The organism is Streptomyces sp. NPDC088252 (genome assembly GCF_044740965.1).
Taxonomy (GTDB): Bacteria; Actinomycetota; Actinomycetes; order Streptomycetales; family Streptomycetaceae; genus Streptomyces.
On record NZ_JBIURS010000004.1, the window covers coordinates 369,663 to 381,657 of the forward strand.

Consider the following 11,995-nt stretch of genomic DNA (forward strand, 5'->3'; position numbering starts at 1 on the left):
ATGTCCGGCGGAGCCGACAGGGAATGCCCTGCGGGGAATGCGGGGAATGCGGGGAATGCGGCGTATACCTTGCGGGGAATGTCCTGCGGGGATTGTCCGGCCGGGAACACCCGGCCGGAGCGAGCGGGTGTTCAGCGCAGTCGATCGACGTACTGGTCGGTGCCCGGCACCGTCGGGATGAACGGTGCCACCAGCTCCACCCGCCCCAGGCCTGATTCCGCGACCGTCGCGTCGAGCCCGGTGAAGTGCCCGGCCCAGCAGTCCCGCGGGTCCTCCTGGAGGAACCACAGCAGGGTCAGCCGGGTGTCGACGCCCTCGACCTGTTTCACATAGGTCATCCGGTCGCCCGGCAGCGGCGTGGGACGGAAGACGGTCACCATCGCCGCCGGGGAGCCGCTCAGCCGCCTCGGCAGATGCCGCGAGCGCAGCCACTCCAGCAACTCGGCCCGCCGCTGAGCGCCTTCGGTGTCGATCACCTGAAGGACCAGCCCGCGGTAGGGGTGGTCGAGCGCGTGGAAGTCCCGGGGTCCCGCGGCGCCGTCCCGGTAGACCGTCGCCTCGTGGTCCTGGAACGACGTGAACACATGGGTGCGGTCCTGGTGGACCCGGCCGTCCCGGTTCAGCCGCTTGTTGATTCCGACAGTCCACTTCATGTGGTCGTCGTAGCGCCCGTCCGTCACCCAGTACGTCGACAGATAGCAGCCGGCGCCGACCGGCTCGGCCACCGCGGACTTCTCCGGGTAGCGCAGTTCCCGCAGCTCCCGGGTGGCGACCCAGCGGCGTCCCGCGAACATCCAGGGCATCGCCATGGCGCCCGCGTAGTAGTGGTCGTCCTCGTACCAGCGGTTGTACGCGTACTCATGACCCGGGTGCGGTTCGACCATGGTGATCAGCGCATGGCCGGGATGGACTCCGTACGGTCCCAGCGCCGCCAGTTCGGCGTAGGTGTCGCTCCGCGTCTCGTCGTTCATGCCGTTCCCCTTCCGTACTCCGCAGCGGCGTCCTACTCTGACGCCCCGTCAGACGAACTGCCAGAGCCGGGAGGCCACCGATGTTGCTCGCGGGGAAGACCGTCATCGTGTCCGGCGTGGGCGCCGGGCTCGGACACCAGGTCGCGGCGACGGTCGTACGGGACGGCGGCAACGCGGTGCTCGGGGCGCGTACCGCGGCGAATCTCGCCAAGTCGGCCGCGGAGATCGATCCGGACGGACCGCACACCGCCCATCTGGCCACCGACATCACGGACGAGGCGCAGTGCGAGGCGCTCGCCGCGCTGGCGCTGGAACGGTTCGGGCGGATCGACGCGGTGGTCCATGTCGCCGCCTGGGACAGCTACTTCGGCGGGATCGAGGACGCCGACTTCGCCACCTGGCAGTCCGTCGTCGACGTCAATCTGCTCGGCACGCTGCGGATGACGCGCGCCTGCCTGCCCGGCCTCAAGGAGCGGGGCGGGGCGGTGGTCGTCATCGGTACGCAGTCCTCGGTGGCCGCCCCGTCCCAGGTGCGGCAGGCGGCGTACGCGGCCTCGAAGGGTGCGCTCACCTCGGCGATGTACTCCATGGCGCGGGAGTTCGGCCCGCACCGGATCCGCGTGAACACGGTGCTGCCCGGCTGGATGTGGGGTCCGCCGGTGCAGGCGTACGTGGAGCTCACCGCGCACACCGAGGGCGTACCCGAGGCCGAGGTACTCGGCAGGCTCGGCGCACGCATGGCGCTTCCGGAACTCGCCACGGACGGCGATGTCGCCGAGGCCGTCGCATTCCTGGCCTCGGACCGGGCACGGGCGATCACCGGACAGTCCCTGCTGGTCAACGCGGGCGAGCTGATGCGGTAGGGCCGGTTCGCACGACCGGCTCACAGGGCCAGTTCTCCTCCTTCTCGGCCGCACGGGACCCGCATCCCGTGCGGTCTTCCTGTGCTCCACGGTCCTTCTGACGCTCTGCACAGCCTGACGAAGTGCCCGCTCATCGTGTGGCCGCCGTCACGTCGGCGACAACGCCCACGCGAGTCAAGAACACGTAAAAACGTTCGCCTTGTTGATCCTCGTTCACATCTCTGACCGCTAAATCCTTGACCGGGGAGCCGCGCAGGCGGTTCAATCCCCGAAGTCCCCGCTCCCGCACGGGGATACCGCTGAGCGGCCTCACTGACGAAGTGCGCACCCGTTCACAAGGCGGACCCCGGGAGGGGACACATGAACAGTCTCGACTGGGTCGTGCTCATCGGCTACTTCGGCGTGATGATCGCGATCGGACTCTGGTCCCACAAGCGTGTGGACGATGTCAGCGACTTCTTCACGGCCGGCGGCAAGATGCCGTGGTGGCTGTCCGGCATCTCGCACCACATGTCCGGCTACAGCGCGGTGATGTTCACCGGTTACGCCGGAATCGCGTACCAGTACGGCGTCACCTCCTTCGTGACCTGGTCGCTGCCGATCGCCATCGGCATCGGCATCGGCGCCCAGCTCTTCGCGCCCCGGCTCAACCGGCTGCGTTCACGACTGCACGTCGCGTCCCCGCTCGAATACCTGAAGAACCGCTACAACATCCCGACCCAGCAGGCACTCGCCTGGTCGGGTCTGCTGCTGAAGATCGTGGACGTCGGTGCCAAGTGGGCGGCCATCGCCACCCTCCTCTCCGTCTTCACGGGGATCTCGATCACCCAGGGCATCTTCATCACCGGCTGCATCACCGCCGTCTACTGCACGGTCGGCGGCCTGTGGGCCGACGCGCTCACAGAACTGGGGCAGTTCGTCATCCAGCTCTTCGCCGGGGTCGCGATGCTCGTCACCGCCATGGCCGAGCTCGACGGTGTCAGCACCCTGTGGACCGTCTGGGACAAGCTGCCCGAAGGCCACACCGACCCGACGGCCGGCCCGTACACCGTGACCTTCCTGCTGGCGTACCTCTTCATCAAGACCTTCGAGTACAACGGCGGCATGTGGAACCAGGCCCAGCGCTACATGGCCACGGAGTCCGCCGCCGCGGCGAAGCGTTCGGCCCGGCTCTCGGCCGTGCTGTGGCTGGTCTGGCCCACCGTCCTGTTCTTCCCGATGTGGTGCGCCCCGTTGCTGGTCCACGCGCAGAAGCCGGACGCCTCGGACAGCTACGCCCTGATGACCGAGCAGTTGCTGCCGCACGGGCTGCTGGGCCTGGTCGTCGTCGGCTTCTTCTCGCACACCATGGCCATGTGCTCCTCGGACGCCAACGCGATCTCTGCGGTCTTCACCCGCGACATCGCGCCCATCCTCTCCAAGGCGGCGCGCAACTGGGGCAGCCGGGCCGGGCTGCTGGCGGCGCGGCTGTCCACGCTCGGTTTCCTCGCCCTGTCGATGGCGCTCGCCACCCAGATCAACTCGCCGACGTTCAAGGACATCATCTCCGTCGTCATCAAGTGGGTCGCCGGTCTGATGGGCCCGATCGCGATCCCGTTCATGCTGGGCCTGCTGCGCAGCTTCCGCAGGTCCGGACCGACGGCGGCGCTCACCAGCTGGGCGGCGGGCCTGCTGGCGTTCTACTTCACCAACTACGACTTCGACGGTTCGGTGAAGACGGACGTCGCGCTGCAGTACCAGGTGGCGCTGCCGCTGGCGATCTCGCTGGTCCTCTACATCGTGATCGGCTTCGTCAAGCCGGAGGACACCCCGGAGCGCGACGCCATCATCGAGAAGATCAACTCCGACGGTGACGGCACGGGAGCCGGAGCGACGGTTCCGGCGCAGGCGCAGGCCGGTTCCGGGGACGCGGCGGTCACGGAGGGCGTGAAGGACTGACGCCCGCCGCCCGTACGGGAAGGCGACGGGGGCGGGGTACGGCCGCGGCGGCGTCCGCACCCCGCCCGTCCCCCCGCGGTCCGAGGTCTCAGCCGCGCGGATACCGGGTCAGCCAGCCCGGTGCGGCGGCCGACGGGCTGTGCAGGGCGGGCCCCTGGGTCATCTCCATCGCGAAGTCGTCGGCGAGTTCCAGGACGGTGGCCCGGCCCTCCAGTTCGGCGAGCCAGGCCGGCGGCAGCGCGGTCTCGCCGTGCAACGCACCGAGCAGCGCTCCGCACAGGGATCCGGTGGCCGCGGAAGGCCCCCCGTGGTTGACGGCCAGCCGCAGCCCGTGCCGCACGTCCTCGCCCACCAACGCGCAGTACAGGGCGACGGAGAGGACCTCCTCGGCGGCGTCCGTGGCACCCAGCGACTCGATCAGGGCCGGTCCCGGAATGCCCTGCCGTACGGTGCCGAGGGCCCGCTTCAGCGCCTCGGTGACCGGTTCGTGCCCCGGGCGCTCGGCGAGCAGGGCCAGCGCGTGCTGGACGGAACCGTCCAGGGTCTCGCCCCGGGCCAGCCCGTGCACCATGACGGCGAGGGCGCCCGCGGACAGCAGCGCGGTGGGGTGGCCGTGGGTCTGCGCGGCGCACTCGACGGCCAGTTGGAGGACGAGCTGGGGCTCCCAGCCGACGAGCAGACCGAACGGAGCGGACCGGGTGAGGGCGGCCGAGTCCCGCGCGGCAGGGTTCTTGGGCTGGTCGAGGGTGCCCATGGTGGTGTCGCCGAGACCGGTCAGGCACTCGCGGGTGGGGGCCCGGCGGGCGTAGAGCCACTCCTGCAGGGCGAGCCAGCCGTTGTCCTTGCGCCGCTCGTCGGGTCCCCAGTCGCGCTGCGTGGCCGCCCACCGCAGATGGGCCCGGTGCACATCGGTGGGCGGATGCCAGGCGCCGGTGTCGCGGCGGACCTGGGCGCGGATCAGCCCGTCCACGGTGAACAGGGTGAGCTGCGTGACGGCGGTCACGACGCCGCGCCCACCGTGCGCGGGTACGAAGTCGGTGGCCCCGTCGACGCCGTGGGCCGCCCGGATCTCTTCGAGCGTGAGCCCGTCGACACCCGCTCCGAGCGCGTCGCCGATGGCCCCGCCGAGCAGAGCCCCACGTACCCGGCTGCGGAAGTCCTGCTGCTCGGCACGGCCCCAGACAGCTGTGGTCCCTGTGCTCACCGTGCCCCTCCCCGTCCGCGTACGCCGTCCGTGTGAGCCGTCCGCGTACGACTGCGCAGCTTTGACGCGCAGCACTGTAATCGAACCGGAACGACCGGTTGTGGGCCTGAACAGAATGTACGGAGTAGATCCTGCGATCACTTTTGAACGGCATTCTCCGGGGATTTCCGGGTCTCGGAGCGGCATTCGTGCGTGAGCCGTAGCGGCTCATCCTGACCGGCCGCGAGGGCGACCATCCCCCGGGCATCCTCACGGTCGACGTCGGCTCGCCCGGCATGCCGGGCTCCCACTGAGCCCCGGCTCCGGTTCCGGTCCGTCTCGTTCGCACCTCCTCAGCCGTCGGCCGTCAGCCGCAACCGCCGCAGTCGAGTTGATCGCCCCTCCATCTCGCCGGGCGGCCGGGAGAGCCTGCTGCGAGGGTTGTCCATGCCGAGGCAGCAGAGCCCGCTCGCTGTCGTGCACCAGGCCGTCAGCGCCTGACGATCCGGTCGAGGACGGTGGCGAGGCCGGACTTGACCGCGTCGCGGTGGTGGAGGGGTTCCGCGGGCAGTTCGCTGGTGGGGCGCACGCCCCGGTCGGCGAGGATGTAGAGCAGGCGCAGGGTGCGCAGGCAGTTGCTGATGTGGGCGGGCACCGGGGTGCTGATGCGGTCGGCCCCGAAGCGGTCGGCGATCGGGTCCAGCCAGCCGACGGCGTCGTGTTCGCTCAGGTCGGTGCGGGTGAGGACCCGGGCGATCCCCCGGGCCAGGCGGTCGTCCTCCATCTGGTCGTAGACGTGGTCGGTGGGTGCCGTCAGCCGCGCGGCGGCGAGGTCCAGCATCCGCACCGGCGCCACCTCGGGGTGGCGGCCGAAACCGGCGAGCAGGTCCGCGCCGTGCGCCACCGCGTGAAGCCAGCCGAGCTTCTCGTCGTGGCCGCGCAGATCCTGCTCCGCCGGGTACCAGTGCTCGAACGCGTCCACCCAGTCGGCCTTGAAGTCCCCCGCGGCCACCAGCATGTCGAGCACGAGGGGCGCGAAGGTACGGGCCTCGACCCGCGGGTCGGTGAACCGGGTGGCCATCTCGTCCCCCAGCTCCAGCCGCCGGGACGTCCCGATCGCCCCGCGGGCCATCCACGTCGCGAGGACGGTGTAGGGCGCGCCGTCCCGCACCAGTGGATCGGGATCCGCCAGGGCACGGGACAGCTCGCCGACGAGGTCGTCCATGGGCCGGTCGGCGGGCACGGCACAGTCGGCGGCCTCGACGCTCTTCCAGTCGGTCATGACGGGCAGATTAGGTCCTTGCCGTTGCCGCACGCCTGCGAATTATGTCCAGGTATCCACTCGACCCGTCAACTGCCTGGCCGGACTCGGCAGTTCTGGCGTCCGTATCGCCCTGCCCGCCGAACCCGGACAGGGCGATGCGCAGCGGCCCGGTCCAGCGCGCGATCGCCTTCCACGGGCGTTGGTAAAGAAACCTTGGCAAAGGAATCTTTCTAAAGGTATCTTTAGGTGGTGACTGGAGACCAAGCCGATCAGGCACGTGAAGCACGTAGAGCCCCCGAACCCCACGACCAGCGCACCGGCGTGCCGGATACGCCGGTGCGGGAGACCGTGCTCAGCGACCCCCGCGCATTGCGCGCGTATGCGCACCCCACGCGGATGCGGCTCGTAGGAATGCTGCGCCGGGAGGGGCCCTCCACGGCCACCAGGGCCGCCGAGCTGATCGGCGAGTCCGTCGCCAGCTGCTCCTACCACCTGCGCATGCTCGCCAAGTACGGGCTGGTCGAGCAGGCCGGCGGCGGGCAGGGCCGGGAGAAGCCGTGGCGCGCCGTCGCTTCGTACACGTCGTGGCCGGCGCACTCCGACGATACGGCCGTGGACGAGGCGGCGGTGGCGCTGAGCACAACGGTGGCCGAGCTGTACTTCGAACGCCTGACGCGCGCCATGGAACAGCGTCATCGGCTGCCGCGCGAGTGGCGGGAGGCGGAGGAGTTCGGCGACCAGCAGCTGTATCTGACCGCCGGCGAACTGGTCGAGCTGCGCGAGCGGATCAGGGAACTACTGAGGGCGTACGACGGGCGCAACGACGATCCGGCGCTGCGGCCCGAGGGCGCGCGCATCGTGGAGTTCCTGCGGATCGCCCACGTGGCTCCCGAGGACGCGCCGTGAAGCGGCCTCAGGCGCTGATACCCGCGCTGCTGCGGGACCGGACGTTCCGCCGGTACTGGACGGGACAGGCGGTTTCACTGGCGGGGGACCAGATATCACTGATCGCCATCCCGCTCGCCGCCGTGCTCGTCCTGGGGGCGGACGCGGCGGAGATGGGCTGGCTGAAGGCCGTCGAGCTGCTGCCCGCGCTGCTGTTCAACCTTCCGGCGGGGGCCTGGGCCGACCGGTGCGGGCGGCGCAGGGACGTCATGATCGCCACCGATCTGGCACGAGCCGCGCTGCTGGTCTCGCTCCCGGTGGCGTACGCGCTGGACGCCCTCACGTTCTGGCAGCTGTACGGCGTGGCCTTCGGGATCGGTGCGCTGACGGTGCTGTTCGAGGTGTGCAACGCGACACTGTTCGTGTCGCTGGTGCCGACCGAGCAGTTCGTGGAGGGCAACTCCCTGGTCAACGGCAGCCGCTCGATGGCCTGGCTCGCGGGTCCCGGTGCGGGCGGCGTGCTTGTGCAGATCCTGACCGCGCCCGTGGCGCTGCTCGCGGACGCACTCACGTACGTCGTCTCGGCCGGGCAGCTCGCGCGCATCCGGTCCGTGGAGCCGCCGCCCGTCGAACGGACCAAGGGACACTTCACGGCGGGGATGCGCTGGGTGTTCCGGGAGCCCTCGATGCGCGCGATGTTCATGGCGTCGGGCAATGTGCAGTTCTTCAACTACATCTTCCACACCCTCTTCGTCCTTTACGCGACACGTCAACTGGGCCTCAGTGCAGGCATGTTCGGAGCCGTGCTCAGTGTCGCTGCGGTGGGTGGGCTGATCGGGGCGGCGGTCAGCGGGGCGGTCGTCCGGACGATCGGCGTCGGGCCGTCCATCGTCGCGGGGTTCGCCCTCTTCACCGTGCCGCTGATGCTGGTGCCGCTCGCGGGCGGGGCATTGCCGGTGGTGCTCGGGATGCTCTTCGTCGCCGAGTTCGTCTCCTGCGTCGGCGTGATGTTCGTCGACATCGCGGCCGGTTCGCTCCAGACGGCGCTCATACCCGACGCGCTGCGCTCTCGCGTGACGGGCGCCTTCCGGACTCTGAACCATGGCTTCCGGCCTCTCGGAGCCCTGGCGGGCGGGGCGCTCGGGGAGGCGGCCGGGCTGCGGACCGCACTGTGGGTGGGCACGGCCGGGGCGGTGCTGAGCGTGGTGTGGATCCTGTGCTCCCCGGTGGCCGGGATCCGAAAGCTGCCCACTCGTAGTGCCGCGTCGGGCAACGATTGCCCTGCTGTGATGTGACGCGCCGCATGGGTCCTACAGGGGGCCGGTGCGGGGGCGGACGTCTTCGGGGCGGGGCGGTCGGCCCGGGCGAACGTGGGCTCAGCAGCGGGTCCATGTTGTGATCGGTGTCGACTTCGGCGAGACGACGTGATCACGCAAAGGCCGCCCCACTGCCCGGAGAACGGCGAGGCCCTTGGTCAACGGACCGACCACGGGCGGAGGTTGGACGCCGGGCCCGCACGCGGGGCGTCTCACCTCGTGGCGGCCTACCTGTCGTGACCGGCGTGCAGGCTTGCCAGGAGGCTCAGTGCGAGTACGGCGACGGCGGTGACGAGGGGTGCGGTCCACGCCCCCGTCACCGTGTGCAGCAGCGACGCTGTCGCCGGGCCCGTGGCAGCGAGGAGGTAGCCACCGGTCTGCGCGACCGCGGACAGGGCCGCCACATGGTCGTGGTCCTTGCCTCGCTTGACGTAGAGCACCCCGGCCAGTGCCTGGCCGCCGCCGAGACCGGTCCCGAGCACCAGCGCCCACACGGCGGGGACGGACGCGGGTGCGGTCAGCAGGCCCGTGCAACCCGTCGCGCAGATCAGGATGACCGCCACGATGTGCGGGCGCTGATCGGTACGTGCGGCCGCCAGCACCGGGACGGTGAAGCCGCCGACGGCGACTCCGACGATGAACAGCGACTGCACGCTTCCGGCCGTCGCCCCGGGGACACCCGCGTCGACGAGGATCGCGGGCAGCCAGGCGAGCGTGGTGTAGAAAAGCAGCGTCTGGAAGCCGAAGAAGGCGACCAGGCTCCGGGCCAGCGGCGTGCGCAGGACACCGCCGGCCCGTCCCCGTTCCCCTGCCTCGGCCCTCCGGGCCTCCGTCGGCTGCTGTGTCTTCCGTGCCGGACCGCCGGATCCCCGCAGTTGCAGTGCGACACCGATCGCCGCGAGCGACGCCGGGATCACCGCGAGGCCCATCGCGGTCTCCCACGAATGTCCGCTCGCCTGCCACACCGGCACCATCAGCGCCGCGACGAGCGCCGACCCGGCGCCCATGGACAGGGCGTAGACGCCCATCATGACGCCGACCCGCCGGTGGGCGAAGCGGCTGCGGACGAACACCGGTATCAGCACGTTCACCACCGCCGTGGCGATGCTGACGATCACCGTGCCCACGAACAGGCCGGGCAGTCCCAGCACGCGGACGACCGCTCCGGCGAGCAGCACGACACTGGCCGCGAACAGGCCGCGTTCCTCCCCGAACCGGCGCCGGACCAGTGAGGCGAGCGGCGCGAACGCGCCCATGCAGAGCGGTGGCAGCAGACTGAGCAGGGTGACGGTCCCGGTCCCGAAGCCCGCCACGGGCGCGAGCGGGCCGAGCTGCCCGAACGCCACGCGGGTGTTCAGGCTGAGGAGGACGAAGCCGGTCACCAGGACCACGGCGGAGGACGTCCCCCGGGGCGGCGGACCCTGGACGGGCGAAGAGGACCGGGCGGTGCGGCTGGGCGCGGGAACGGACACGGGAACCTTCCTGTGGTCGGCTGCCCTGCCAGCTTTCACGCTCAAGTAAACTTGAGCGCAAGCGTGCGGGGGCCGCAGCAGACCGGGGAACCCGGCGGAGGTGCCCATGAAGGATCTGTACTCGATCAGCGAGGTCGCCGGCGCGTTCGGACTCACGGTCCCGGCACTCCGGTTCTACGAGGAGCGCGGGCTCGTCCGGCACAGCGTGCGCCGGGGACGCGTCCGCTATTACACCCGCGAGGATCTCGCCCGGCTCGCCTACGCGCAGCTCTGGCACGACGACGGCATGCTGACCCTCGCGGAGACGAGCGCGATCGTCGACAGCGAGAAGGTCGAGGACCGCCTCGGGCTCATCACCGCCCAACGGGACGCGATGCGTCGGCGCATCGAGAAGCTCGACCGTGCCGTGGCGGTCCTGAACCACATGCTCGGCTGCCGCACCGACGATGCCCTGGCCTGCCCGATGACCGGCGACTACATCCGGGGCCGGGTCGACGCCGCGCTGAGCGGCACGCCACACATCACGGACTTCTTCCCGCCGGACGAGCGGGGCGGGCCGCACGAGTTGAACGAGCCGCATGAGCCGGGCAAGAACCGTGGAGCCCGCCCGGAAGACCCCACCGGACGTTAGGGCCGCCCGGGTGGACCATGCCGGGCCCGCGGTTCAGGGGCAGAGGCCGATTCCACCGTCTCCTCGATACATCGCTGGGTGGCCAGATCGGCCGGGAGGGTGGTCACCACGATGTTGGGGCCGACCGGCCCGGCCGATCAGTGTGCTCGGCCAGTCCTTCCGGATCCGCTGGTGGACGGGGTTCTCCGGATCGGCGTGCACGATGTGCAGATGGGCGAGACCTCTGTCGGCCGGGGCCGTGACGAGCTCGGGGCAGATCTCCTCGGTGCCACCCTCGTCGAGGCCGTTGACCGTGTTCCCCGGCGAGACGCGCAGCCCCACCCGGGGGAGGCCGGTCGCCCCGGCGCGGACGCCGAGGTGCGGGCGCGGGGTCCCGCACCTACGGTGACCAGAAAGGACCCGCCCGGTCGCCGGGCGGTCGGATCTCCCTTCGCGCCACAGCGCCGCTCCGCCCCCGCCGCGCCGCGTCGGCAGAACGCCTCCTCAGCCTTGGAGACCCCGTGAATTCCTGTGCTCCGGCCACCGTCCACCACCGCACGGTGCGGATCGACGGACTCGACGTCTTCTACCGGGAGGCGGGCGACCCGGCGGCACCGACCGTCGTCCTGCTCCACGGCATGCCCACCAGCTCCTTCATGTTCCGCAACCTGATCCCGCTCCTGTCGGACCGCTATCACGTCGTGGCCCCCGACATGATCGGCTTCGGGTTCTCGTCGGCACCGGCTCCCGACGCCTTCGACTACACCTTCGACTCCCTGGCCGAGATGGAGCACCGGCTCCTCGACGAGTTGGGCATCGGGACGTTCTCCCTGTACGTCCAGGACTACGGCGCCCCCATGGGCTGGCGGCTCGCCCTGCGCGACCCCGACCGGATCACCGCGATCGTCAGCCAGAACGGAAACGCCTACGAGGAGGGCTTCGTCCCCTCCTTCTGGGATCCGCTGTGGACGTACGCACGGAACCCGGACGACGAGTCGCTGGCCGAGCCGCTGCGCCGCAGCCTGGACCTCGACATGATCCGCTGGCAGTACGTCCATGGGGTGGCGGACCCCGAGACGGTCAGTCCCGACACCTGGCACCACGACCACGCGATGGTGAACCGTCCGGGCAACCCCGAGATCCAGCTCAGGCTCTACGCCGACTACCCCTCCAACGCACGTCAGTACCCGGCGGTGCAGGAGTACTTCCGCACCAGCCAGGTGCCCCTGCTCGCCGTCTGGGGGCGCAACGACGAGATCTTCGGCCCGGCCGGCGCAGAGGCCTTCCGCCGGGACCTGCCGACGGCCCGGGTGCATCTCCTGTCCGGCGGCCACTTCCTGCTGGAGAGCCGACTGCACACCGTGGCCGACCTGATGCGCGGCTTCCTCGCCGGAGTCACCGAACCCGCCTGAGCACCCCGGCACCGGGCGGAGGAAACGGCGGAGGAAACAGCGCAGGCGGCACGGGCCGGTCCCGCCCCGGCTGCCGCGGCC

At 70.7% G+C, this 11,995-nt stretch carries 10 protein-coding genes; 6 read left to right on the forward strand and 4 right to left on the reverse strand.

The features are described 5' to 3' along the window. Positions 1-131 precede the first annotated feature (131 nt). Entirely contained in the window at positions 132-971 is an 840-nt protein-coding gene (locus ACIOHC_RS11510; protein ID WP_351075958.1) for a hypothetical protein, read from the reverse strand. An 80-nt stretch (positions 972-1,051) separates the two neighbouring features. Here ACIOHC_RS11510 and ACIOHC_RS11515 point away from each other — a divergent pair, with 80 nt between their 5' ends. Both ACIOHC_RS11515 and ACIOHC_RS11520 read left to right on the forward strand, forming a co-directional pair. Further along, positions 1,052-1,834, forward strand: a complete 783-nt coding sequence (locus ACIOHC_RS11515) for an SDR family oxidoreductase (protein ID WP_401842570.1) — start codon at positions 1,052-1,054, stop codon at positions 1,832-1,834. A 360-nt stretch (positions 1,835-2,194) separates the two neighbouring features. Continuing rightward, the gene (locus tag ACIOHC_RS11520; protein ID WP_351075953.1) at positions 2,195-3,772 is read left to right on the forward strand and encodes a sodium:solute symporter family protein; all 1,578 of its coding nucleotides are present in this window, start codon (positions 2,195-2,197) and stop codon (positions 3,770-3,772) included. Between the two features lie 88 nt (positions 3,773-3,860). On the opposite strand, the gene ACIOHC_RS11525 is transcribed toward ACIOHC_RS11520, so the two are convergent. Both ACIOHC_RS11525 and ACIOHC_RS11530 read right to left on the reverse strand, forming a co-directional pair. Beyond that, positions 3,861-4,976, reverse strand: a complete 1,116-nt coding sequence (locus ACIOHC_RS11525) for an ADP-ribosylglycohydrolase family protein (RefSeq protein WP_351075951.1) — start codon at positions 4,974-4,976, stop codon at positions 3,861-3,863. Between the two features lie 469 nt (positions 4,977-5,445). Further along, positions 5,446-6,237, reverse strand: a complete 792-nt coding sequence (locus tag ACIOHC_RS11530) for a DUF2785 domain-containing protein (protein WP_401842571.1) — start codon at positions 6,235-6,237, stop codon at positions 5,446-5,448. A gap of 231 nt (positions 6,238-6,468) precedes the next feature. Here ACIOHC_RS11530 and ACIOHC_RS11535 point away from each other — a divergent pair, with 231 nt between their 5' ends. Together ACIOHC_RS11535 and ACIOHC_RS11540 are read left to right on the forward strand one after the other, a co-directional pair. Next, positions 6,469-7,125 (forward strand): helix-turn-helix domain-containing protein, encoded by a 657-nt coding sequence (locus ACIOHC_RS11535; protein WP_351075947.1) that lies wholly within the window; start codon positions 6,469-6,471, stop codon positions 7,123-7,125. Further along, positions 7,122-8,399: an MFS transporter gene (locus tag ACIOHC_RS11540; RefSeq protein ID WP_351075944.1), complete on the forward strand. Its 1,278-nt coding sequence runs from the start codon at positions 7,122-7,124 to the stop codon at positions 8,397-8,399. Before ACIOHC_RS11535 ends, ACIOHC_RS11540 begins: the two co-directional genes overlap by 4 nt. 248 nt (positions 8,400-8,647) lie before the next feature. On the opposite strand, the gene ACIOHC_RS11545 is transcribed toward ACIOHC_RS11540, so the two are convergent. Then, on the reverse strand, positions 8,648-9,892 hold the full coding sequence (locus ACIOHC_RS11545; protein ID WP_351075942.1) for an MFS transporter: 1,245 nt from the start codon (positions 9,890-9,892) through the stop codon (positions 8,648-8,650). 106 nt (positions 9,893-9,998) lie between these two features. Here ACIOHC_RS11545 and ACIOHC_RS11550 point away from each other — a divergent pair, with 106 nt between their 5' ends. Together ACIOHC_RS11550 and ACIOHC_RS11555 are read left to right on the forward strand one after the other, a co-directional pair. Further along, positions 9,999-10,523, forward strand: a complete 525-nt coding sequence (locus tag ACIOHC_RS11550; protein ID WP_351075939.1) for a MerR family transcriptional regulator — start codon at positions 9,999-10,001, stop codon at positions 10,521-10,523. A gap of 500 nt (positions 10,524-11,023) precedes the next feature. Further along, complete coding sequence (locus tag ACIOHC_RS11555) at positions 11,024-11,914, forward strand: alpha/beta hydrolase (protein WP_351075937.1); 891 nt, start codon at positions 11,024-11,026, stop codon at positions 11,912-11,914. The last annotated feature ends 81 nt before the right edge of the window (positions 11,915-11,995 follow it).